This window comes from Streptomyces sp. CA-210063, from assembly GCF_024612015.1.
GTDB lineage: Bacteria > Actinomycetota > Actinomycetes > Streptomycetales > Streptomycetaceae > Streptomyces.
Genome location: NZ_CP102512.1, coordinates 7,960,857 through 7,985,117, shown reverse-complemented (window position 1 = coordinate 7,985,117; position 24,261 = coordinate 7,960,857). Strand labels below are relative to the sequence as shown.

Here is a 24,261-nt window from a genome sequence, read left to right as displayed (position 1 = left end):
ATGCAACGACGCCTGCCCAGTCGTCCGGTCGGGGACTGGCGGGCAGGCGCCGTCTGTGTTCCGTACGCCTTTGTACGGGACGTATGTGGGGTGACCGTCAGGTCACCGTCTTGTGGTGGGCCGTCAGACCATCAGCGAGCGGTCCGTGGGCCGGATCGGCGCCGGCAGTTCGCTCGCCCCCGTCAGGAAGCGGTCGCAGCCCTGGGCCGCCGAGCGGCCCTCGGCGATCGCCCACACGATGAGCGACTGACCACGACCCGCGTCACCGGCGACGAAGACACCCGGCACGTTGGTCTGGAAGTCGGCGTCGCGGGCGATGTTGCCGCGCTCGTCGAGGTCCAGGCCGAACTGGTCCACGAGACCGTTCTCGCGGTCCGTCCCCGTGAAGCCCATCGCCAGCGTCACCAGCTGGGCGGGGATCTTGCGCTCCGTGCCCGGCTTCGGGGTCAGCTTGCCGTCGATGAACTCGACCTCGGTGAGGTGCAGGAACTGGACGTTGCCGTCCTCGTCGCCCTCGAAGTGGGTGGTGGAGACGGAGTAGACCCGCTCGCCGCCCTCCTCGTGCGCGGAGGTGACCTTGTAGAGCATCGGGAAGGTCGGCCACGGCTGCGAGACCGGGTTACGGTCGTCGCCGGGCCTGGGCATGATCTCCAGCTGCGTCACGGAGGCCGCGCCCTGGCGGTGGGCCGTGCCCACGCAGTCCGCGCCCGTGTCACCGCCGCCGATGACGACGACGTGCTTGCCCTCGGCCGTGATGGGGGGCGCCACGAAGTCGCCCTCCTGCACCTTGTTGGCCAGGGGCAGGTACTCCATGGCCTGGTGGATGCCGGTCAGCTCGCGGCCGGGCACCGGAAGGTCACGGGCGGTGGTGGCGCCCGCCGCGATCACGACGGCGTCGTACCGCTTCTTCAGGTCCGTCGCCTTGAGGTCGCGGCCGATCTCGATGCCCGTACGGAAGCGGGTGCCCTCCGCGCGCATCTGCTCGATACGGCGGTTGATGTGCCGCTTCTCCATCTTGAACTCGGGGATGCCGTAGCGCAGGAGGCCACCGATACGGTCCGCGCGCTCGTAGACCGCCACGGTGTGGCCGGCGCGCGTCAGCTGCTGAGCCGCCGCCAGGCCCGCCGGGCCCGAGCCGATGACCGCGACCGTCTTGCCGGACAGGCGCTCCGGGATCTGCGGCGCGACATCACCGCTGTCCCACGCCTTGTCGATGATCGAGACCTCGACGTTCTTGATGGTGACGGCCGGCTGGTTGATGCCGAGGACGCAGGCCGACTCGCACGGGGCCGGGCACAGGCGGCCCGTGAACTCCGGGAAGTTGTTCGTCGCGTGCAGGCGCTCCGACGCCGCCGCCCAGTCCTCGCGGTAGGCGTAGTCGTTCCACTCGGGGATCAGGTTTCCGAGCGGACAGCCGTTGTGGCAGAACGGGATGCCGCAGTCCATGCAGCGGCTGGCCTGCTTGCTGATGATCGGCAGCAGGGAGCCGGGGACGTAGACCTCGTTCCAGTCCTTCAGGCGTACGTCGACGGGGCGGGACTTGGCGGCCTCGCGCCCGTGGTTGAGGAAGCCCTTCGGGTCAGCCATTGATCGCCGCCTCCATCATCTTCTCGGTGATCTCGGTCTCGGAGAGACCGGCCTGCTCGGCGGCGGCCTTGGCGGCGAGCACTGCCTTGTACGTGCTGGGGATGATCTTGCTGAAGCGCTCCACGGCCACGGGCCACTCGGCGAGCAGCTTCTCGGCGACCGTCGAGCCGGTCTCCTCGGCGTGGCGGCGCACCACGTCGTGCAGCCACTGCTTGTCGTCGTCGGACAGGGCCTCGACGGCGTCCACGTTGCCGACGTTGACGTTGTCGCGGTTCAGGTCGATGACGTACGCGATGCCGCCCGACATACCGGCCGCGAAGTTGCGGCCCGTCTCGCCGAGGACGACCGCGTGACCACCGGTCATGTACTCACAGCCGTGGTCGCCCACGCCCTCGGACACCACCAGGGCACCGGAGTTACGGACACAGAACCGCTCACCCGTACGCCCGCGGAGGAACAGCTCGCCGCCGGTCGCGCCGTAGGCGATGGTGTTGCCCGCGATCGTCGAGAACTCGGCGAGGTGGTCGGCGCCCCGGTCCGGGCGGACGATGACGCGACCGCCGGAGAGGCCCTTGCCGACGTAGTCGTTGGCGTCGCCCTCCAGGCGCAGCGTGACACCGCGCGGCAGGAAGGCACCGAACGACTGCCCCGCCGAGCCGGTGAAGGTGATGTCGATGGTGTCGTCGGGCAGACCGGCCCCGCCGAACTTCTTCGTCACCTCGTGGCCGAGCATCGTGCCGACCGTGCGGTTGATGTTGCGGACCTTGACCTGGGCGCGCACCGGCTGGGCGTCGGTCGCGTCCGAGGCGGCGAGCGCGTCGGCGGCGAGCTTGATCAGCTCGTTGTCGAGCGCCTTCTCCAGACCGTGGTCCTGCTCGATGAGCTGGTGGCGCACCGCGCCCTCGGGCAGCTCGGGCACGTGGAACAGCGGCTCCAGGTCCAGGCCCTGCGCCTTCCAGTGGTCGATCGCGCGGGTCACGTCGAGCGTCTCGGCGTGGCCGACGGCCTCCTCGATGGTGCGGAAGCCCAGCTCGGCGAGGATCTCGCGGACCTCCTCGGCGATGAACTCGAAGAAGTTCACGACGTACTCGGCCTTGCCGGTGAACCGGTCGCGGAGCGTCGGGTTCTGCGTGGCGATGCCGACCGGGCAGGTGTCGAGGTGGCAGACGCGCATCATGACGCAGCCGGAGACGACCAGCGGCGCGGTCGCGAAGCCGAACTCCTCGGCGCCGAGGAGCGCGGCGATGACCACGTCGCGGCCGGTCTTCAGCTGGCCGTCCGTCTGGACGACGATCCGGTCCCGCAGACCGTTCAGGAGAAGAGTCTGCTGGGTCTCGGCCAGGCCCAGCTCCCAGGGACCGCCGGCGTGCTTCAGCGACGTCAGCGGCGACGCACCCGTACCACCGTCGTGGCCGGAGATGAGGACGACGTCCGCGTGCGCCTTGGAGACACCCGCGGCCACGGTCCCGACGCCGACCTCCGACACCAGCTTCACGTGGATCCGCGCCTGCGGGTTCGCGTTCTTCAGGTCGTGGATCAGCTGGGCCAGGTCCTCGATGGAGTAGATGTCGTGGTGCGGCGGCGGGGAGATGAGGCCCACGCCCGGCGTCGAGTGACGCGTCTTCGCGACCCACGGGTACACCTTGTGGCCGGGCAGCTGACCGCCCTCACCGGGCTTGGCGCCCTGGGCCATCTTGATCTGGATGTCGTCCGCGTTGACGAGGTACTCACTCGTCACACCGAAGCGGCCGGAAGCGACCTGCTTGATGCTGGACCGGCGCGCCGGGTCGTACAGGCGGTCGGCGTCCTCGCCGCCCTCACCGGTGTTGGACTTGCCGCCCAGCTGGTTCATGGCGATGGCGAGCGTCTCGTGCGCCTCGCGCGAGATGGAGCCGTACGACATGGCGCCGGTCGAGAAGCGCTTGACGATCTCGGAGACCGACTCGACCTCGTCGAGCGGAATGGGCTGCCGGTCGGACTTGAAGCCGAACATGCCACGCAGCGTCATCAGGCGCTCGGACTGCTCGTTCACACGGTCCGTGTACTTCTTGAAGATGTCGTAGCGGCGCGTACGGGTCGAGTGCTGGAGGCGGAAGACCGTCTCCGGGTCGAACAGGTGCGGCTCGCCCTCGCGGCGCCACTGGTACTCGCCGCCTATCTCCAGGGCACGGTGGGCCGGCGCGATGCCGCTGGCCGGGTACGCCTTGGCGTGGCGGGCGGCGACCTCCTTGGCGATGACGTCGATGCCGACGCCGCCGATCTTGGTGGCCGTGCCGTTGAAGTACTTCTCGACGAACTCGTCCGCGAGGCCGACGGCCTCGAAGACCTGGGCGCCGCGGTAGGAGGCGACCGTGGAGATGCCCATCTTGGACATGACCTTCAGAACGCCCTTGCCGAGGGCGTAGATCAGGTTGCGGATGGCCTGCTCGGCCTCGACGCCCTGGAGGAACGTCCCTGCGCGGACGAGGTCCTCGACGGACTCCATCGCCAGGTACGGGTTCACGGCAGCGGCGCCGAAGCCGATGAGCAGGGCGACGTGGTGGACCTCGCGGACGTCACCGGCCTCGACCAGCAGGCCCACCTGGGTGCGCTGCTTGGTGCGGATGAGGTGGTGGTGGACGGCCGCGGTGAGCAGCAGCGACGGGATCGGCGCGTGCTCGGCGTCCGAGTGGCGGTCGGAGAGGACGACCAGCCGGGCGCCGTTGTCGATGGCGGCGTCGGCCTCGGCGCATATCTCCTCGATGCGCGCGGCGAGGGCGTCACCGCCGCCGGAGACCCGGTAGAGGCCGGAGAGCGTGGCGGCCTTCATGCCGGGCATGTCGCCGTCGGCGTTGATGTGGATGAGCTTGGCCAGCTCGTCGTTGTCGATCACCGGGAAGGGCAGGGTGACGCTACGGCAGGAGGCGGCCGTCGGCTCGAGCAGGTTGCCCTGCGGACCGAGCGAGCTGCGGAGCGACGTGACGAGTTCTTCACGGATCGCGTCCAGCGGAGGGTTGGTGACCTGCGCGAACAGCTGGGTGAAGTAGTCGAAGAGCAGGCGCGGGCGCGAGGACAGCGCGGCGATCGGCGAGTCCGTGCCCATCGAGCCGATGGGCTCGGCGCCGGCCTTGGCCATCGGGGCGAGGATGACGCGCAGCTCCTCCTCGGTGTAACCGAAGGTCTGCTGGCGGCGGGTGACCGAGGCGTGCGTGTGCACGATGTGCTCACGCTCGGGCAGGTCGGAGAGCTCGATCTCCCCGGCCTCCAGCCACTCGGCGTACGGCTGCTCGGCGGCGAGGCCGGCCTTGATCTCGTCGTCCTCGATGATGCGGTGCTCGACGGTGTCGACGAGGAACATCCGGCCGGGCTGCAGGCGGCCCTTGCGGACGACCTTGGCGGGGTCGATGTCGAGGACGCCGACCTCGGAGCCGAGGACGACGAGGCCGTCGTCGGTGACCCAGTAGCGGCCGGGGCGCAGGCCGTTGCGGTCGAGGACCGCGCCGACCTGCTTGCCGTCGGTGAAGGTGACACAGGCCGGGCCGTCCCAGGGCTCCATCATCGTGGAGTGGAACTGGTAGAAGGCGCGGCGGGTCGGGTCCATGGAGTCGTGGTTCTCCCACGCCTCCGGGATCATCATCAGCACGGAGTGCGGCAGGGAGCGGCCACCGAGGTGGAGCAGCTCCAGGACCTCGTCGAAGGACGCGGAGTCGGAGGCGTCCGGCGTGCAGATCGGGAAGATCCGGTCCAGCTTCTCGGCGGGGCCGAACAGGTCGGAGACCAGCTGGGACTCGCGGGCGACCATCCAGTTGCGGTTGCCCTTGACCGTGTTGATCTCGCCGTTGTGCGCGACGAAGCGGTACGGGTGGGCGAGCGGCCACGACGGGAAGGTGTTCGTGGAGAACCGGGAGTGCACGAGCGCGATCGCGGAGGCGAAGCGGCGGTCGGACAGGTCCGGGAAGAAGGGCTCCAGCTGGCCGGTGGTCAGCATGCCCTTGTAGACGATGGTCCGCGCGGAGAGCGAGGGGAAGTAGACGTCGACCTCGCGTTCGGCGCGCTTGCGCAGCACGAAGCTCTTGCGGTCGAGGTCGATGTCCGTGGCGGGCGCGGCCGAGCCGTCGGCGACGAAGAGCTGGCGGAAGACCGGCATCGTCGAGCGGGCCGTGGCGCCGAGCAGCTCGGGGGCGACGGGCACCTCGCGCCAGCCGAGGACGGTCAGGCCCTCGTCGGCCGCGATCGCGTCGATACGGGCGACGGCGTCGTCGGCGCCCTCCTCGGGCAGGAAGCCGATACCGACGGCGTACGAGCCGGCCTCGGGCAGCTCGAATCCGGCCACTTCACGGAAGAACGCGTCGGGAACCTGCGAGAGAATGCCGGCGCCGTCACCGGAGTCGGGCTCGGAGCCGGTGGCACCGCGGTGCTCCAGGTTGCGGAGAACCGTGAGCGCCTGCTCGACCAGCGCATGGCTCGCCTCGCCGGTGAGGTTGGCCACGAAGCCGACGCCACAGGCGTCGCGCTCGTTGCGGGGGTCGTACATACCCTGCGCAGCAGGGCGAGCATCCATGAAGGACCACTTCTGGCCATTCGCGGAGTGCTGGGACGGCTGGCGCGGCGTACGCATCGGCTCTCCCGTCGTCGTCATCTGGCATATGCGATTGCCGAGGGACGACGCTGGCCCTCTGCGTAAAGTGCAAAATTTCGTGCAGGTTACATGATGGAACGATTCTCGGGAACCGGATACTTCGTCCCAACATGCGGACGCCACGGCGCGGAGGGTGTGCTGCGCACGGTGGCGTGATCAAGGGGGCCGACCGGACAGATCAGTGTCGGTCGACCGGGGGCGCAGGAGGCGTCGTCGCCCACTACTTCAGGTGCTGTGCAGGCGTCTTTGCCTGCGGCGCTTACGGCTCATGCCCAGCGGTTAAGCATTCGAAACCGCCTGGTAACGACTACTTATACGGTCCCGCGCATACGTAGCCATCCGATCCATCATACGGCCGCTCCGAACAGACTGCCCAGGGCGTACGTCACACCCGCTGCGGCACCCCCGAGGGCCAGCTGCCGCAGCCCGCTGAACCACCAGGTTCTGGCCGTCACCCTGGCCACCACCGCACCGCATCCGAAGAGCCCGGCGAGCGCCACCAGCACGGCCGGCCACAGCGCGCCCGCGCCGAGCAGATACGGCAGTACGGGCAGCAGGGCGCCCAGCGCGAAGGAGCCGAAGCTCGACACGGCGGCGACGGTGGGCGAGGGAAGGTCGCCGGGGTCGATGCCCAGCTCCTCGCGCGCGTGGATCTCCAGGGCCTGCTCGGGATCGCGCGACAGCTGTCTCGCGACCTGCCGGGCGAGCCCCGGATCGACCCCACGACTCTCGTAGAGCGCGGCCAGCTCCTGCTCCTCGTCCTTGGGGTGCTTGCGCAACTCCCGCCGCTCGACGTCGAGTTCGGCCTCGACGAGTTCGCGCTGCGAGGCGACCGAGGTGTACTCGCCGGCCGCCATGGAGAAGGCCCCGGCGGCGAGTCCCGCGAGCCCGGCGACGACGACCGCCTCCCGGCCGGCCGCCCCGCCCGCGACGCCGGTCATCAGCGCCAGATTGGACACGAGCCCGTCCATCGCACCGAAGACGGCCGGCCGCAGCCAACCGCCGTTCACGTCCCGGTGGGTGTGGTTGTCACGGTGCGCCGCATGCAGTGCGGCTTCGGTGTCGATGATCGCCATGCCTCGAACGTACGCTCGGAAAATCGCTTCTGCCAGCAAGGAAGGCCGTACTTACCCGGGCTGGCAGTTGTTCGAGAAACCGTTGCCGCTCATTCGTACAGGACTCTGCACAGATGTCGACCGGGTGATACGGGAGCGTTCCACGCGCCAGTGAGGCACCCGATGTGGGAGAGATCTTCACAGAGAAATCTTCAGAGCGGATCAACTGCCCATAGGGCCAGAGAGGCGACCGTATGCCTTCCATCGCCTGCATTCCCTCGGTCCCGGCGCCGGGGGATGCCACCGATCTGCGCGAACGAGCGCGCGGCGCCATGCTCGGGCTCGCCGTCGGGGACGCGCTGGGGGCGCCCGCCGAGAACTTGAAGCCCTCCGAGATCCGCGCACGCTGGGGGCGCATCACGGGGTACGTGGCCGAGAACCCCTCGGGCACGGACGACACCGAGTACGCCATCTTCTCCGGGCTGCTGCTGGCCCGGCACGGCTCGGCACTCACCGTCGCCCATGTGGAGACGGCCTGGCACCAGTGGATCGCCGACCTGGACGAGGGCCCGTTCCGGGGCGCCGGCTTCAGCGAACGCGGCACCCTGGAGAACCTCCGCCGGGGGCTGGCCGCCCCGATCTCCGCCCAGCACCGGCACGCCTGGAGCGACGGCCTGGCCATGCGCGCCGCGCCCTTCGGCGTGTTCGCGGCCGGCCGCCCGGCGGAGGCCGCCCGCCTGGTCGCCATCGACGGCTCGGTGAGCCACGACGGCGAGGGCATCTACGGCGGCCAGGCGGTCGCCGCCGGCGTGGCGGCGGCGATGGCGGGCGCCCCCACGATCGCGGTCGTGGCCTCCGCCCTGGCCGTCGTCCCCGACGACTCCTGGACCGCCCGCTCCCTGCGCCGCGCGGTGGCCGTCGCCCACCGCGGTGAACGCGCGGTCCGCTCCGCGGTCGTCATCGGCGGCTACCCCTGGACCGATCTCGCCCCCGAAGCCGTGGCCCTCGCCTTCGGTGCCTACGCGGCGGCCGACGGCGACTTCACCGAGTCCGTCCTCACGGCCGTCAACATGGGCCGCGACGCCGACACCACCGCCGCCGTCGCCGGCGCCCTGGCCGGCGCGACCCGGGGCGCGTCCTCGATCCCACCCGAGTGGACCGCCGCGATCGGCCCGGCGAGAGGCAGCTGCCTGCCGTCGATGGCGGGCCACCACGTCCTGGACGTGGCAGAGCTCCTCGTACCGGGCGAGGGCGGCAAATGGGGCACCAACACGGATCCCCTGCACCGCGAAGAGTGGCCCCCACCGGATCCGAGCGCCTTCACCCTGGCCGCGGACAACAAAACGGAGACCCCCTCATGACCCCACCCCCACCGTGGGACGAGACGACACCTGCCGCACCACGGACGCCGTTCGACGAGAGCCGGGTCGCCACACCACCCACCTCGTACGACGAGACGACGCCCGGCGCCACACCCACGTCGCTCACCGGGAGCACGGCCGCCACAACACCCACCTCGCTCGAGGAGAGCCGGGTCGCCACACCACCCGCCCCGTACGACGAGACGACGCCCGGCGCCACACCCACTCCGTGCGACGAGACGAGGCCCCGTACGACCCCCACGCCGGGCAACAAGACCACGCCCCACACCACAGCCACCTCGTGGGCGGCGAACGCACCCGGCGGGACCGCACCCAGCGGGACCGGACTCGCGGTCGTAGCCGAGCCGGTCGTGGCGGAGCCGGTCGTGGCCGAGCCGGTCGTCGCCGAGCCGGTCGTCGCCGAGCCGGTCGTGGCGGAGCCGGTCGTCGCCGAGCCGGTCGTGGCGGAGCCGGTCGTCGCCGAGCCGGTCGAAGCCGGACCCGCGGTCGCCGACGGTGAGGACGCCCCACAGGGGCCACCCGCACCCGACGATGAAAGTCGCACGGGCGGTGCGGGTGGGAAGACGAAGGCCGAAGGCGAAGCCGAGGCCACGGCCCGCACCCCCCGCCGTATCGAAGGCCTCCTCCTCGGCCTCGCCGCAGGCGACGCCGCCGGCTGGCCGGCCGCCCGCCACCGAGCCGCCCGTATGCCGGAGTGGACACGACGGCTCACCCGCGAGCTGGACACCTTCGCCGAGCAGAACGCGACGACCACGCTCCCGGTCCCCATCGCACTCAACCAGCCCCCCGAGCCCCTCCGCCTGGGCCCCTCCGACGACGCGGAATGGGCGGCCTTCGCAGCGGAAGCCGTCCTGCGCGCCGGAGACGCCGGCGCCCTCGGCGACCTGAGCCTGGAGCGCCGCACCCGCGCCTCGATCGACCTCTCCTGGAACGCCGTGGCCAGCGAGATCGCCGCCGCCGCCGAACGCGCCCCCGAGGTCGAGTCCGCCGTACTCCCCCTGCGCGCCCGCATCTCCGTACGCGCCGGCCTCGGCAACCTCGCCACCGGCCTGCGCCCACCCGCCACCGGCCACGACAACCCGCACTACTTCGACGACGCGGCCTGCGTACGCGCCTGCGTACTGGCCGTCGCCCACCCGGGCGACCCCCAACGCGCCGCCGACCTCGCCGAGTTCGACGCCCGCTACACCCAGGACGGCGACGGCGTACACGGCGCCCGCGCGATGGCCGCCGCGCTCGCGCTGGCGCTCGTCGGCGCGGACGTCGACGACTGCACGGCGGCCGCCCTCGCCGAACTCCCCGCGGAGACGGAGATCGGCCGCAACGCCCGCCACGCCCTGGACCTCGCCCACCGGCACAGAAAAGAAGGAACATTCGCTCTGGTCCCGCTCCTGGAGCACCAGATCGTCGACCACGTCTACAGCTACGGCATCGCCGCCGCCGAGACCGTCCCCGTGGCCCTCGCCCTCGCCACCGCCGCCCGCGGCCGGATCGCCGAGGCCGTCCCCGCCGCGGCCTGCCTCTCCCGCGTCGCCGACTCCGCCCCGGCCCTCGCCGGCGCCCTGACCGGCGCGATCGGCGGCGGCACCGCCATCCCCGACGCCTGGCGGGACGCCTGCCGCACTCTCTCCGGCTGTGCCCTCCCCCGCCTCACCGGCACCGATCTCGTACACCTCGCCGAACTTCTCGCAGCCACGGAACTCGCCGTCCCAGGAGGATGATTCGGGCATGACGCCCTCAAACGAACCCCCCACCGCAGCGACCCTCGAAGAGCGCATCACCGGCGCCCTGGTCGGCGCCGCCGTCGGTGACGCCCTCGGCGGCCCCGTCGAGGGCTACACGCCGGAGCAGATCCTCGAACGCCACGGCGGCCGCGTCCACGGCATCGTCGGCCCCTGGAACGGCGACGCCTGGCGCACCGCCCGCCCCATCGCCCCGTACCACAAGGGCGACGGCCACGTCACCGACGACACCTTGATGACGCACGCGCTGGTCCGGGTGTACGACCGCGTCCGCGACCACCTGGACGCCTACGCCGTCGCCGAACACCTGGTGCCGGACATGATGACGACCCCGCGCTGGATCCCCGAACTGGAGGCGGAGGCCCTCCCCCTCCAACGGGTCTTCCTCGCCGAGAAGTGGCTCGTCGCCCGCATCCACTACGGCCACATCGACCCCCGCGAGGCCGGCACCGGCAACATCGTCAACTGCGGCGCCGCGATGTACATGGCCCCAGTCGGCCTGGTGAACGCGGCCAACCCGCCCGGCGCGTACGCCGAGGCCCTCGACATCGCGGGCGCCCACCAGTCGTCGTACGGCAGGGAGGCGGCGGGCGTGTTCGCGGCGGCCGTCGCGGCGGCGTGCACACCGGGCGCGACCGCCGAGTCGGTGATCGAGACCTGCCTCGCCCTGGCGAAGGACGGCACACGCGCGGCGATCGAGTCGGTGTGCGAAGTGGCCGACCGGTACACGGACTTCGAGTCGGCGCTACGGCCGCTCCGCGAGGCGGTCACCCCGTTCGACACGGTCGGCCCCGACTATCGCGCCCCCTCCCTCGGCGCCCGCCGCCCCTCCCGCCTCCACGCGATCGAGGAACTCCCCATCGCCCTGGGCATGTTGCTCGTGGCCCGCGGTGACTACCGCCACGCGGTACTGGGTTCGGTGAACTACGGCCGCGACTGCGACTCGATCGCCACGATGTCCGGCGCCCTGGCCGGCGCGCTGGGCTCGGAGATCCCGTCCGACTGGGCCAAGACGGTGTCGGAGGCCAGCCGCCTGGACCTGTACGCCCCGGCCACAACCCTGACGGAGGTCACCCTCCAGATCCACGACCAGGACGTACGCCGCCGCCGCGCCCACGAGTCCGCCTTCACCACCCTGGCGCCCCTCCGGTGACCCCCCTCCGCCTCACCTGGGTCCAACCGGAGGACCTTCTCGGCCACGAACTCCACCAGGCACGACAGGACGGCCGCGAGCCCTCCGCCGTCGCCGCCCGCTGGCGAGCCGCGGGCGGCCCCCCGGCCCCGACCCGCGCCGGCGCCTCCCCGAGCCGGGCCTCCCGCTACCTGCGCCAACTCGCCGAGGATCTGCTCGACGAACTGGCTGACCTGCCCAGCGGGTTGGCGGACAGCGAGCCGACGGAACTGAGCGAGATCAAGGCATTGTGTCCGAGCTGGCCGGCGCGTCCCACTGAGTCAGCTCACCCCACCCACCCCGCCCGGCCTGCGGGCAGTCGTGCCGCTGGGGCGGCACGGGTGGGCGCAGGCGGCACCCTGTCAGCGCCGGTAAGCGCGACGCCCGGGGGCCCGGGGGCGGAGCCCCCGGCTTCGGGAAGGGGCGGGCTCGGGGAAGAAACCCCTCCCACCCCAGCCACATACCTCCCCCGCGTCGCAGCCGCCTGGCTCGGCCGCGCCGCCGGCTGCCTCCTGGGCAAACCCGTGGAGAAACTCCCCCTCACCGCCATCCGCCAACTCGCCGCCGCCACCGGCAACTGGCCCCTCACCACCTGGTTCACCGCCCGAGGCGTCCCCACGGAGCTCCTCACCACCCACCCCTGGAACCGCCGCTCCGCTCCCACCTCCCTCGCCGAGAACATCGACGGCATGCCCGAGGACGACGACCTCAACTACCCCCTCCTCAACCTCCTCCTGCTCGCCCGCCACGGCCGGCACTTCACCACCACCGACGTGGCGACGCTCTGGCTCGACGAACTCCCCGCAGGCCGCACCTTCACCGCCGAACGCATCGCCTACCGCAACCTCCTCACCGGTATCGACCCCCCGCTCACCGCCCGCCACCGCAACCCGTTCCGCGAATGGATCGGCGCCCTGATCCGCGCCGACGTCCACGGCTGGACCAACCCGGGCGACCCGGCCGCCGCGGCCGAACAGGCCCACCGCGACGCCACCCTCACCCACACCGCGAACGGCGTCTACGCGGCGATGTTCGTCGCGGCCACCATCGCGGAGGCAGCCACCGGCACCCACGACGTACACCACTGCCTGCGCACCGGCCTCAAGGTCGTCCCCCCGAACTCCCGCCTGGCACAAGCCATCAGCCACGCCCTCCAACTCACCGCCGAGACCCGCGACTTCGACACGATCGTCGACGAACTCCACACCACCTACGCCGACCACCACTGGGTCCACGCCATCCCCAACACCGCCCTTCTCACCGCCGCCCTCACCCACGCGGACGGCGACTTCACCGCCTCCATCTGCCGCGCGGTGTCGGGCGGTTGGGACACCGACTCCAACGGCGCGACGGCGGGCAGCATCGCGGGCCTCCTCGCCGGCTCCCCGGGCGCCCTCCCCGACCGCTGGACGGCCCCCCTCAAGAACCGCCTGACCACGTCGATCGCCGACTTCAACGGCGTCGGCTTCGACACCCTGGCCCACCTCACCCTCCGGGAGACCCGCCACCCATGATCCAGGCGTACGACCCCCCGCTCACCCACCTCCGAGTCCTGGACCTCGCCACCCTCTTCGCCGGACCCCTCGCCGCCACGATGCTCGGCGACTTCGGCGCGGAGGTCATCAAGGTCGAGCACCCCACGAAGCCGGACCCGTCCCGCGGCCACGGCCCCTCGAAGGACGGCGTGGGCCTGTGGTGGAAGCTGCTGGGCCGCAACAAGCGCACCCTGACGCTGAACCTCTCCAAGCCCGGCGGCCGGGACACCCTCCTGCGCCTCGCCGCCGGCTCCGACGTGATCATCGAGAACTTCCGCCCCGGCACCCTGGAGAAGTGGGGCCTCGGCTGGAAGGAGCTGTCGGCGGCGAACCCGCGCCTGGTCCTCGCCCGCGTCACCGGCTTCGGCCAGTTCGGCCCGTACGCGCACCGCCCCGGTTTCGGCACGCTCGCCGAGGCGATGAGCGGTTTCGCCGCGATCACCGGCGAGCCGGACGCCCCACCGGTCCTGCCGCCCTTCGGCCTCGCCGACTCGATCGCGGGCCTGGCGACGGCGTACGCGGTGATGACGGCGCTCGCCGCGCGTGACCGTACGGGCGAGGGGCAGGTGGTCGACATGGCGATCATCGAGCCGATCCTCACCGTCCTCGGCCCCCAGCCCCTCTGGTACGACCAGCTCGGCCACGTCCAGCCGCGCACCGGCAACCGCTCCGCCAACAACGCGCCCCGCAACACCTACCGCACGGCGGACGGTTCCTGGGTGGCGGTCTCCACCTCCGCCCAGTCCGTCGCGGAACGGGTGATGCGCCTGGTCGGCCGCCCCGAGCTGGTCGACGAGCCCTGGTTCGGCTCGGGCGCCGAGCGGGCCCGCCACACGGATGTCCTGGACGAGGCGGTCGGCGCGTGGATCGCCCGCCACACCCGCGAGGAGGTCATCGAGGTGTTCGAGAAGGCGGAGGCGGCGGTCGCCCCCATCCAGGACGTACGGGAGGTGATGGCCGACCCCCAGTACCGCGCCCTGGACACCATCACGACCGTCGACGACCCCGATCTCGGCCCGCTGCGCATGCAGAACGTCCTCTTCCGGCTCTCCGCCACCCCCGGCGCCATCCGCTGGGCGGGCCGCGCGCACGGCGCCGACACGGACTCGATCCTCACCGAACTGGGCCTGTCGGAACCGGACATCGAGACCCTCCGCCAGGAGGGCGCCCTGTGACCCCCCAGCCGGCGACGCCCTTCCCCCTGACCTGGCTGTACGTCCCCGGCGACCGCCCGGAGACGGTCGCCAAGGCCCTGACCTCCGGCGCGGACGTGGTGATCGTGGACCTGGAGGACGCGGTCGCCCCCGACCGCAAGGACTACGCCCGCGCGGCCACCACCGAACTCCTCTCGGCCGCTCCCCCCGTCCCGGTCCACGTCCGCGTGAACGCCCTGCACACCCCACTCGCCGAAGAGGACCTGAAAACCCTCGCCCCCCTCCCCGGCCTGGCGGCCCTCCGCCTCCCGAAGATCACGTCCCCCACCGAGGTCGTGAGCGTCGCGGAACGAACCGCCCCCGCCGAAGGAGGCGCGATCCCCCTCTACGCCCTCCTCGAATCGGCCCTGGGCGTGGAACGGGCCTACGACATCGCCGCCTCCCACGCCGCCCTCCACGGCATCACCCTCGGCGAGGCGGACCTCCGCGCCGACCTGTCCGTCCACCACGACCCGGCCCTCGACTGGCCCCGCTCCCGAGTGATCCTCGCCGCCCGCGCCGCCGGCCTGCCCTCCCCCGCCCAGTCGATCTACCCGGACACGAAAGACCTCGAAGGCCTGGCGGCGTCCTCCGCCCATGGCCGCGCCCTGGGCTTCCTCGGCCGCGCCGCCATCCACCCCCGCCAGCTCCCCGTCATCGAACGCGCCTACGCCCCCACCCCGCAGGAAATCGAGTCAGCCGAACAGATCCTCGAAGCCGCGACCACAACCCCCGGCGCCCAAGCCCTCCCCAGCGGCCGCTTCATCGACCCGGCGGTAGTGGCGGGCGCCCACAGAACCCTGGCCCTGGCCCACCGCGCCCCCAGACACTGACCCCCGAACCCAAAAACCCACCCGCCGGGAGAAGGCGGGTGGGTGGGGGACATCCGTCGCGAAGCGGCGGATCACAGCGACGGAAGCGGTGCGTCAGCTCTTCTCGGCGGACTCGGTCTTCTTCTCGGCGACGGAGTCGGGCTTCTTCTCGGCCACGGCGTCGGACTTCTTCTCGGCCACGGCGTCGGACTTCTTCTCAGCCACGGCGTCGGACGCCTCCGCGTCCTTCTCTTCCTTCGCATCGGCCTTGCCCGAGGGCTCAGCCGACTCCGAGTCCTCGTCCTTCTCCAGATCCACCGCGGCAGCGCCCTCGTCCCCGTCACCGTCGGAGACACCCGGCTCGACGACTTCCTCCCGCCCGGGCCGCTTACGGGCCGACAGGACGATGTAGATCACGGCGAGGATGAAGACGAACAGCGCCGTCCAGTTGTTGAGGCGCAGCCCGAGGATGTGGTGGGCTTCGTCGACCCGCATGTACTCGATCCAGAACCGCCCCGCGCAGTACGAGGCGACGTACAGCGCGAACGCCCGCCCGTGCCCGAGCTTGAATCGACGGTCGGCCCAGATGACGAGGACCGCGACACCGATGCACCACAGCGACTCGTAGAGGAAGGTCGGGTGGTACGTGCCCGGCACCCGCCCGTCCGTGGAGGAGGTGATCTCCACGGCCCACGGCAGATCCGTCGGCTTCCCGTACAGCTCCTGGTTGAACCAGTTGCCCCACCGCCCGATCGCCTGCGCCAGCGCGATACCGGGCGCGACGGCGTCGGCGTACGCGGGAAGCGGGATGCCACGGAGCCGGCACCCGATCCACGCGCCCACCGCGCCGAGGGCGATCGCGCCCCAGATGCCGAGCCCGCCCTCCCAGACCTTGAAGGCGTCCACCCAGTCACGGCCCTCGCTGAAATACAGCTCGTAGTCCGTGATCACGTGGTAGAGCCGTCCGCCGATCAGGCCGAAGGGCACGGCCCAGACGGCGATGTCGGCGACCGTGCCGGCGCGCCCGCCCCGGGCTACCCAGCGTTTGTTGCCGAGCCAGACGGCTACGAAGACACCGATGATGATGCAGAAGGCGTAGCCGCGCAGCGGGACGGGACCGAGGTACAGCACCCCGCGCGACGGGCTGGGAATGTAGGCAAGTTCCATGGCAGGGTCGACGCTACCTTGCCGGGCCCGGCCGACGGCGGGCAGCCCGGCAACGGGTCCATAACGCCGTACCACGACTCCCTTGACGCCCTACGGGCCCCGCAGGACGCACCCTTCGGGCCCCACGGCCCGCTCGGCTCCCCCGAGCCTCACTCCTTGGCCTTCTCCTCCACCATCTGCTTCAGCTTGGCGGGGGTCATGGTCTGGTCCGGGTAGATGCTGGCGCCGTTGAGGAAGACGCTCGGTGTGCCTCCGAAGCCGCCCTTCTGGAAGGCCTCGTTCGACTTCACGACCCAGCTGTCGTGCGTGCCGTCCTTGACGCAGGTGCGGAAGGCGGAGGTGTCCAGGCCGTCCACCTTCCGCGCCAGGTCGAGCAGCTTGGCGTCACTGGCGAAGTCGTCGTTCGTCTCGGCGGGCTGGTTCTCGAACAGCACGTCGTGGTAGGCGGGGAACCTGCCCTCGTTCTGCGCGCACGCGGCGGCGTTGGCGGCCTTGCGGGAGCCGCTGCCGCCCATGTTCCCGTCGATCAGGGTGGCGAGGTGGTACTCGACCTTCAGCTTTCCGGCCTCGGTCAGCTCGTGGATCGTCGAGCGGTACGCGTCCTCGAAGGACTTGCAGGCCGGGCAGCGGAAGTCCTCCCACACCGTGAGGGTCGGCTTGGCGCCGACGTCCCCGACGGGGATCACGAGGCTGTCCTCGCCCTTGGCCCCCGAGGGCGCCACGACCGGGCCCGCGGTGTCGGCATCGTCCTTGCCCGCGTTCGCCGCCGCGACGCCGATCACGGCGGCCAGTCCCAGCACGCCCAGCACCGAGGCGCTCACGATCAGCGCCCGACGGCGCTTCTCGGCGGCCTTCTGCTTCTGTCGCTCCTCCGCCAGCCGGTCACGGGCGGTGCGCTTTCCCTCACGGTTCTTCTCGCTCACATCCCGCAGAACGAACCGGGGAGGCGCACCGCGCCTCCCCGGTCCCACTTCCACCCGTTCGGGTGAGCGGTTGACTCGTTACGTCCAGCGATCCCCGTACGACAAACGGGTGAACGTCACCAGCCCCCTCGACGCGCCGGGGCCCACACCGGTCACGCGCTCCGGCGTACGCCCTTCGCGAGGTCGCCCGCCAGTTCGCGTACGGCGTCCAGGCCGGCCGCCTCGTCCGGCGCGTCCAGCATCCGCTTCACGAAGGCGGACCCGACGATCACACCGTCGGCGAACCCGGCGACCTCGGCGGCCTGCTCGGCGTTGGAGACACCGAGCCCGACGCAGACCGGCAGCCCGCTGCCCGTGGCCCGGGTGCGCTGGACCAGGTCGTGGGCCTGCGCGCCCACCGACTCCCGGGTGCCCGTGACGCCCATCAGCGAGGCGGCGTAGACGAAGCCGCTGCCCGCCGCGGTGATCTCGGCGAGCCGGGCGTCCTTGCTGCTGGGCGCGACCACGAAGACCGTGCCGAGCCCGTGCTTCTCGGCGTGCTCCCTCCACAGCGCCGACTCCTGGACGGGCAGGTCGGGCAGGATGCAGCCCGCGCCGCCCGCGTCCGCGAGCTCGGCCGTGAAGCGCTCGACGCCGTAGCGGTCGATCGGGTTCCAGTACGTCATGACGAGTACGGGCTTCCCGGTGGCCTCGAAGGCCTCCCGCACCGTGCGCATCACATCCGCGATCTTGACGCCGCCGCGCAGGGCGATGTCGTCGGCGGTCTGGATGACGGGACCGTCGAGGACCGGGTCGCTGTGCGGCAGGCCGACCTCCACGACGTCGGCGCCGCCCTCGAAGACCGCCTTGATCGCGGCGATACCGCCGTCGACGGTCGGGAACCCGGCCGGGAGGTAGGCGATGAGCGCGGACCGCCCCTCCGCCTTCGCCGAGGCGAGGGTGTCACTCAACAGCTGGATGTTGCCGCTCACTTGGCGTCCCCCTCGATCTCGGCGGTGTCGGCCGCGTTGGCGGCGACCTCGGCGTCGGCTCCGGTGTCGTACAGGCCGAAGTAGCGCGCGGCCGTGTCCATGTCCTTGTCGCCGCGCCCGGACAGGTTGACGACGATCAGCCCGTCCTTGCCCAGCTCCTTGCCGACCTCCAGGGCACCGGCGAGCGCGTGGGCGCTCTCGATGGCCGGGATGATGCCCTCGGTGCGCGACAGCAGACGCAGTGCCTGCATGGCAGCGTCGTCGGTGACCGCGCGGTACTCGCCGCGGCCGCTGTCCTTGAGGTACGAGTGTTCGGGGCCGATGCCCGGGTAGTCGAGGCCCGCCGAGATCGAGTAGGGCTCGGTGATCTGCCCTTCCTCGTCCTGCAGAACGTACGACCGCGAGCCGTGCAGGATGCCCGGCTCACCGGCGGTCAGGGTCGCCGCGTGCTCACCGGTCTCGATGCCGTGACCGGCCGGTTCGCAGCCGATGAGGCGTACGCCGGCGTCCGGGATGAAGGCGTGGAAGAGCCCGATGGCGTTGGACCCGCCGCCCACGCAGGCGACGGCGGCGTCGGGAAGCCGTCCGGCGCGTTCGAGGATCTGCCGCCGGGCCTCGACCCCGATCACCCGGTGGAAGTCGCGGACCATGGCGGGGAAGGGGTGGGGCCCGGCCACGGTGCCGAACAGGTAGTGCGTGCGGTCGACGTTGGCGACCCAGTCCCGGAACGCCTCGTTGATGGCGTCCTTGAGGGTCCGGGAGCCGGACTTCACGGCGACGACCTCGGCCCCGAGCATGCGCATCCGCGCGACGTTGAGGGCCTGGCGCCGGGTGTCGATCTCGCCCATGTAGATCGTGCAGTCGAGGCCGAAGAGCGCGCAGGCGGTGGCGGTGGCGACGCCGTGCTGGCCCGCTCCCGTCTCGGCGATGACCCGGGTCTTGCCCATGCGCCTGGTGAGCAGGGCCTGGCCGAGCACGTTGTTGATCTTGTGCGACCCGGTGTGGTTCAGGTCCTCGCGCTTGAGGAACACCCGCGCACCACCGGCGTGCTCGGCGAACCTCGGCACCTCGGTGAGCGAACTGGGCCGCCCGGTGTAGTGCACGAGCAGATCGTCGAGCTCACGCGCGAACTCGGGGTCGTGCTTCGCCTTGTCGTACTCCACGGCGACCTCGTCCACGGCGGCGACCAGCGCCTCCGGGATGAACTTGCCGCCGAACACGCCGAAGTACCCCTCGGCGCTGGGGACCTGACCCTCCGGGTCGGGAATGAAGAACTCACTGGACATGCGGTCACCTCGCAGGGGCGTGGCCCCGGGTTGGTCGGACGATGGGTTCACAGTGATCGCGCACGCTGCACTGGGAGCCGCTGTCAAGGCTCACCGTCGCGGACGGTCGTCGGACCTCGCTCCGGTGACAATGATTCCGCCGCAACGGTGAACGCCCGTACGGCGCATACCGGCGGTGCCGTACGACCCGAACCCTTGCACGGGTCGGGCAACGGCACATCGCTGTGCGTTCAGCGGAAGACGCGGCTCAGCTCACCGCAGGTGACGCGCGTCCGGGGCCATCGCATGCCGTTCACCTGACCCGGCTCGTCACCGATGACGTAACGGACCCGGCGCCCGTGCACCCGCCGGGCGGGCGCCCGGCAGCCACGGGGACGGCACCCGCGCGCGAGGCGGGCGTAGGGGTCCCTGGGAGTCATCGTGATCGAGAACATCGGGGCACAGCCTACCGGCCCCGGATCACCCATGTGGGCGACCTCGACAGCCGACCCCGCGCACCTCGCCGCCCCGGCCGGGGCGGACCCGAGCCGGTCGGCGGCGAAGGTGCGGTCGGTCATGGCCGGGTCAGCTCCGCCCGTGCCGCAGCGCCGGGTGTTCGCCCGCCGCGACGAGGTCGGCGACCGCCGTCTTGGGGTCCTTGCCGGTGACGAGGGACTCGCCCACGAGGACCGCGTCGGCGCCCGCGTTGGCGTAGGCGATGAGGTCGTGCGGGCCCCGCACGCCGGACTCGGCGATCTTGATGATGGAGTCGGGGATCTCGGGGGCGACGCGCTCGAACGTGGTGCGGTCGACCTCAAGGGTCTTGAGGTTGCGCGCGTTGACGCCGATCAGCCGGGCGCCGGCGTCGACCGCCCGCTCGACCTCGTCCTCGTCGTGGACCTCGACGAGCGGGGTGAGCCCGATGGACTGGGCGCGCTCGATCAGCGACTCCAGCGCCGGCTGGTCGAGGGCCGCGACGATCAGCAGGACCACATCGGCGCCGTACGCCCGGGCCTCCCACAGCTGGTACGAGGTGACGATGAAGTCCTTGCGCAGGACGGGGATGTCCACGCGCGCGCGGACGGCCTCCAGGTCGGCCAGCGAGCCGCCGAAGCGGCGCTGTTCGGTGAGGACGGAGATGACCGCCGCGCCGCCCGCCTCGTAGTCGGCGGCGAGGCCGGCCGGGTCGGCGATCGCGGCGAGCGCGCCCTTGGAGGGGCTGGACCGCTTGACCTCGCAGATCACCTTGACGCCGTCGCCGCGCAGGGCGGCCACGCCGTCCTTGGCCGCCGGAGCCTTCGCCGCGCGCTCCTTGAGCTCGTCGAGGCTGACGCGCGCCTGCCGCTCCGCGAGGTCGGCACGGACTCCGTCGATGATCTCGTCGAGCACACTCACGCGAGCGGCCCCCTTTCAGACGGTGGAAAATCGGTGACAACGTTTGACGGTCTTGTATTGACAGTCGAGCGGTTCTCATGGGTCTGGCAGTTCACTGCGATGGTATCCGGAGGAGGGCGTAGGCCTCGCATCCGGTTGACGGCGGTCCCTCCCCCACCCTCGAACCAGCTTCGCTTGGCTCGGGCGGGAGGTGCCCCCATCCTGGACGTTCGCCGTTTGATCAAGGATGGAGCCAGCCACCGAACGGCAGGTTCCGGACGACCGTGAAGACCAGCGCCACGGCGCCGAGTGTCCACAGTTGAACGGGGCCTAGTGCGAACCGCAACGGTCGTCCCCGCGCCACACGGACCACCCAAACGGTCCACAGCACCGCGAAGGCCAGGAAACCCGCCACGGCGAGCGCGTTGTCGGTGAGGGCGGTCGCGAGGTCCCCGCGCGCGAAGGCGTGCGCGCTGCGCAGACCGCCGCAGCCGGGGCAGTAGAGGCCGGTGAAGCGCCACAGCGGGCAGACCGGGTAGTGGCCGGGCTCGTTGGGGTCCACGGCCGCGACGTAGGCGAAGGCCCCGCCGACGGCCGTGAGCACTCCGGCGGGCACCAGAAGCTGGCGCAGCACGCGGCTCGTGGCACGACCGGCGGTCGCGTCGGCCGCGTCGGCCGTATCGGCGCGCGGCGGCGGCCCGGCGGGCTGGGTCTCGGCGTTCACACACCGCATTCTGCCCCGCGCGGGCCGTACGCGCGCCCGAGGGGCGGCCCGGCGGCCGATGCCGCCGGGCCGCCCCTCGGGCGGAGGTTCAGCCCTTGGCGCCGGCCGGCTCGGGAGTCGTCGCGGTCTTGCTGCGCGCCGCCTCCGTCTCGTACACGGCGTGCGCGTCCTTCGGCTGGCCCATGCCCATGGCGCGCATGATCATGCCGACGACGCCGCCGAGGACGACGATGACCATGCCGGCCCAGAATCCCAGCGGCTGGGCCATCACCATGTAGGCGCCCGAGACGCAGAAACCGATGAAGGCGATGGTGACGCCGGTCCAGGCGGCCGGGGTGTGACCGTGGCTGCTGCCCGCCATGTCTTGCTCCTCGTTGCTCAATGCGTGGTGCTCGATGCGTGTCGCTCGATGCCTTGGTGGTGAGTCGGACGCTCGTCGTCCATTGTCCCGTACGCGCCGGAGTGCCTTCAGCGGGGGTCTTCCCCCGCGCGCCCGCCGCGCTCCGGCAGCGCCCTGAGGGGGCGTGAGCCGCACATCGGCACAGCTGGCGGGGCGCTCAGGCCGGGTCCGGTCCCGTGGGGTCCTCGCCGCGGTCCAGGGCCTTCCAGATGTCCTCGGGCCGGTCGGGGTCGACCGGTTCGGCCTTGCGGGGCCGAGGGGTGCCGTCGCGTTCGTAGCGGCCGGACATCGCGGGCCACAGCCGTCCGTAGCGGAGCGCGAGCAGCCCGGCGAGCAGGATGAGCGCGCCGCCTGCTGCCGCGACATACGGCCAGCCGGTGTGGCTGAGGGCGTCGACGGTCGCGGTGTTGTCGCCGGAGACCTCGGCGGCCTTGTCGTCGAGCGCCGAGCTGTCGTACGCGCCGAGCAGTGCGGCGGCGATCGTGCCCGCGCCGGAGAGGGCGAGCAGGACGGCGACCAGGACGCGCCCGGACCGGCGTACGGCGAAGACGGCGACGAGCGCGGCGAGGCCCACCACGGCGAGGGACGCGGGCACGCCCGTGACGTCGCCGCCCCTGGCGGTCAGCGGGAAGGCGCCGCCGGCCACCGAGGCGGTGCCCTCCGACCAGCGCTGGCGGCTGGCGAGCAGCGCGACGGCCGCGCCGAGCGCACCGCTGAGCAGTGCCAGGGCGAGGCTGCGCCGGCCGGCACGGACGAACGCGGGTTCGGAACGGGGGTGAGGAACTGCGGTCACGTACTCCACTATCGCGTGCGCCCCGGGTGGGTTGTCACCCGGGGTTCGCGTGAGAAGCGCCCTATTTTCCGAGTCTGTTCGCCGTGTGGACCGCGCGCAGGACCGCCGCCGCCTTGTTGCGGCACTCGGTGTCCTCGGCGACGGGGTCCGAGTCGGCGACGATGCCGGCGCCGGCCTGGACGTAGGCCGTGCCGTCGCGCAGCAGGGCCGTGCGGATGGCGATGGCGGTGTCGGAGTCGCCCGCGAAGTCCAGATAGCCGACGCAGCCGCCGTACAGGCCCCGGCGGGACGGCTCCAGCTCGTCGATGATCTGCATGGCGCGCGGCTTCGGGGCGCCGGAGAGGGTGCCGGCGGGGAAGCAGGCGGTCAGCACGTCGAAGGCCGTGCGGCCCGCCGCGACCCGGCCGGTGACGGTGGACACGATGTGCATGACGTGGGAGTACCGCTCGATGGACATGAAGTCGACCACCTCGACCGAGCCCGGTTCGCAGACCCGGCCCAGGTCGTTGCGGCCCAGGTCGACGAGCATGAGGTGCTCGGCGCGCTCCTTGGGGTCGGCGAGCAGTTCGTCGGCGAGGGCCTGGTCCTCCTGCGGGGTCGCGCCCCGGTGCCGGGTGCCGGCGATGGGATGGACCATGGCCTGCCCGTCCTCGACCTTGACCAGGGCCTCGGGGGAGGAACCGACGACGTCGAAGCCGTCGAAGCGGAACAGGTACATGTACGGGGACGGGTTGGTCGCCCTGAGGACCCGGTAGACGTCCAACGCGCCGGCCGTGCAGGGCGTTTCGAAGCGCTGGGAGGGGACGACCTGGAAGGCCTCGCCGGCCCGGATGCGCTCCTTGATGTCCTCGACGGCCTCCTGGAAGTCGGGGCCGCCCCAGAGCGCGGTGTACTCGGGCAGCTCGGAGGGCGGGAGGGCCGCCGGGGGCTGGGCGACGGGCCGGGCGAGGTCGGCCTGCATGGCGTCGAGGCGGGCGACCGCGTCGGCGTAGGCCTCGTCGACGCCCGTGTCCAGGTCGTTGTGGTTGATGGCGTTGGCGATCAGCAGGACCGAGCCCTCCCAGTGGTCCATGACCGCCAGGTCGCTCGTCAGCAGCATGGTCAGCTCGGGCAGCCCGAGGTCGTCGCGCTCGCCGGGGCCGATCTTCTCCAGACGGCGCACGATGTCGTAGCCGAGGTAGCCGACCATGCCGCCGGTGAAGGGCGGCATGCCCTCCTGGTGGGGGGTGTGGAGGGCCTCGATGGTGGCGCGCAGGGAGGCGAGGGGGTCGCCGTCGACGGGGACGCCGACGGGTGGGGTGCCGAGCCAGTGGGTCCGGCCGTCGCGGGCGGTGAGGGTGGCGTGGCTGCGGACGCCTACGAAGGAGTAGCGGGACCAGGATCGGCCGTTCTCGGCGGACTCCAGCAGGAACGTGCCGGTGCGCTCGGCGGCGAGCTTGCGGTAGAGGCCGACCGGGGTGTCGCCGTCGGCGAGGAGCTTGCGGCTGACGGGGATGACCCGGCGGTCGGAGGCCAGCTTGCGGAACGTCTCGAGGTCCATGGCGGCTGA

Annotated in this window: 19 protein-coding genes; 6 read left to right on the top strand and 13 right to left on the bottom strand. The window is 71.7% G+C overall.

From position 1 onward, the window contains the following. Positions 1-123 precede the first annotated feature (123 nt). The 3 genes from JIX56_RS34850 to JIX56_RS34840 form a co-directional block, all read right to left on the bottom strand. Complete coding sequence (locus tag JIX56_RS34850) at positions 124-1,587, bottom strand: glutamate synthase subunit beta (RefSeq protein WP_257546473.1); 1,464 nt, start codon at positions 1,585-1,587, stop codon at positions 124-126. Then, positions 1,580-6,184: a glutamate synthase large subunit gene (gltB, locus tag JIX56_RS34845; protein WP_257551294.1), complete on the bottom strand. Its 4,605-nt coding sequence runs from the start codon at positions 6,182-6,184 to the stop codon at positions 1,580-1,582. The genes JIX56_RS34850 and gltB overlap by 8 nt, the downstream gene beginning before the upstream one ends. Positions 6,185-6,552: 368 nt before the next feature. Beyond that, positions 6,553-7,281 (bottom strand): VIT1/CCC1 transporter family protein, encoded by a 729-nt coding sequence (locus JIX56_RS34840; protein ID WP_257546472.1) that lies wholly within the window; start codon positions 7,279-7,281, stop codon positions 6,553-6,555. A gap of 233 nt (positions 7,282-7,514) precedes the next feature. Here JIX56_RS34840 and JIX56_RS34835 point away from each other — a divergent pair, with 233 nt between their 5' ends. From JIX56_RS34835 to JIX56_RS34810, 6 genes are all read left to right on the top strand, one after another. Continuing rightward, positions 7,515-8,621, top strand: a complete 1,107-nt coding sequence (locus JIX56_RS34835; protein ID WP_257546471.1) for an ADP-ribosylglycohydrolase family protein — start codon at positions 7,515-7,517, stop codon at positions 8,619-8,621. Between the two features lie 461 nt (positions 8,622-9,082). Next, on the top strand, positions 9,083-10,363 hold the full coding sequence (locus tag JIX56_RS34830) for an ADP-ribosylglycohydrolase family protein (protein WP_257551293.1): 1,281 nt from the start codon (positions 9,083-9,085) through the stop codon (positions 10,361-10,363). A gap of 7 nt (positions 10,364-10,370) precedes the next feature. After that, positions 10,371-11,537 (top strand): ADP-ribosylglycohydrolase family protein, encoded by a 1,167-nt coding sequence (locus tag JIX56_RS34825; RefSeq protein WP_257546469.1) that lies wholly within the window; start codon positions 10,371-10,373, stop codon positions 11,535-11,537. Continuing rightward, positions 11,534-13,069, top strand: coding sequence for an ADP-ribosylglycohydrolase family protein (locus tag JIX56_RS34820; protein ID WP_257546468.1), 1,536 nt, complete (start codon positions 11,534-11,536; stop codon positions 13,067-13,069). The genes JIX56_RS34825 and JIX56_RS34820 overlap by 4 nt, the downstream gene beginning before the upstream one ends. Then, a complete protein-coding gene (locus tag JIX56_RS34815; RefSeq protein WP_257546467.1) occupies positions 13,066-14,265 on the top strand; it encodes a CaiB/BaiF CoA transferase family protein in 1,200 nt (399 codons plus the stop codon). Before JIX56_RS34820 ends, JIX56_RS34815 begins: the two co-directional genes overlap by 4 nt. Beyond that, the gene (locus tag JIX56_RS34810) at positions 14,262-15,116 is read left to right on the top strand and encodes an HpcH/HpaI aldolase/citrate lyase family protein (protein ID WP_257546466.1); all 855 of its coding nucleotides are present in this window, start codon (positions 14,262-14,264) and stop codon (positions 15,114-15,116) included. Before JIX56_RS34815 ends, JIX56_RS34810 begins: the two co-directional genes overlap by 4 nt. 93 nt (positions 15,117-15,209) lie before the next feature. Here the strand turns inward: JIX56_RS34810 and lgt are convergent, their stop codons facing one another. The 10 genes from lgt to JIX56_RS34760 form a co-directional block, all read right to left on the bottom strand. Then, on the bottom strand, positions 15,210-16,262 hold the full coding sequence (gene lgt, locus JIX56_RS34805; protein WP_257546464.1) for a prolipoprotein diacylglyceryl transferase: 1,053 nt from the start codon (positions 16,260-16,262) through the stop codon (positions 15,210-15,212). A gap of 149 nt (positions 16,263-16,411) precedes the next feature. After that, positions 16,412-17,185, bottom strand: a complete 774-nt coding sequence (locus tag JIX56_RS34800) for a DsbA family protein (protein ID WP_257546462.1) — start codon at positions 17,183-17,185, stop codon at positions 16,412-16,414. A gap of 152 nt (positions 17,186-17,337) precedes the next feature. Then, entirely contained in the window at positions 17,338-18,156 is an 819-nt protein-coding gene (trpA, locus tag JIX56_RS34795; protein ID WP_257546461.1) for a tryptophan synthase subunit alpha, read from the bottom strand. Then, positions 18,153-19,442 (bottom strand): tryptophan synthase subunit beta, encoded by a 1,290-nt coding sequence (gene trpB / locus JIX56_RS34790; protein ID WP_257546460.1) that lies wholly within the window; start codon positions 19,440-19,442, stop codon positions 18,153-18,155. The genes trpA and trpB overlap by 4 nt, the downstream gene beginning before the upstream one ends. Positions 19,443-19,672: 230 nt before the next feature. Further along, on the bottom strand, positions 19,673-19,876 hold the full coding sequence (trpM, locus tag JIX56_RS48150; protein WP_443032079.1) for a tryptophan biosynthesis modulator TrpM: 204 nt from the start codon (positions 19,874-19,876) through the stop codon (positions 19,673-19,675). 130 nt (positions 19,877-20,006) lie between these two features. Further along, positions 20,007-20,816 carry an indole-3-glycerol phosphate synthase TrpC gene (gene trpC / locus JIX56_RS34780; RefSeq protein WP_257546458.1) on the bottom strand — a complete coding sequence of 270 codons (810 nt, stop codon included), beginning with the start codon at positions 20,814-20,816 and terminating at the stop codon, positions 20,007-20,009. Positions 20,817-21,036: 220 nt separating this feature from the next. Next, positions 21,037-21,528, bottom strand: a complete 492-nt coding sequence (locus tag JIX56_RS34775) for a DUF2752 domain-containing protein (RefSeq protein ID WP_257546457.1) — start codon at positions 21,526-21,528, stop codon at positions 21,037-21,039. A gap of 79 nt (positions 21,529-21,607) precedes the next feature. Beyond that, entirely contained in the window at positions 21,608-21,880 is a 273-nt protein-coding gene (locus JIX56_RS34770; RefSeq protein WP_257546456.1) for an HGxxPAAW family protein, read from the bottom strand. A gap of 196 nt (positions 21,881-22,076) precedes the next feature. Then, positions 22,077-22,721, bottom strand: a complete 645-nt coding sequence (locus JIX56_RS34765; RefSeq protein ID WP_257546455.1) for a TIGR02234 family membrane protein — start codon at positions 22,719-22,721, stop codon at positions 22,077-22,079. A gap of 52 nt (positions 22,722-22,773) precedes the next feature. Next, on the bottom strand, positions 22,774-24,252 hold the full coding sequence (locus JIX56_RS34760; protein ID WP_257546454.1) for an anthranilate synthase component I: 1,479 nt from the start codon (positions 24,250-24,252) through the stop codon (positions 22,774-22,776). Positions 24,253-24,261 lie beyond the last annotated feature (9 nt).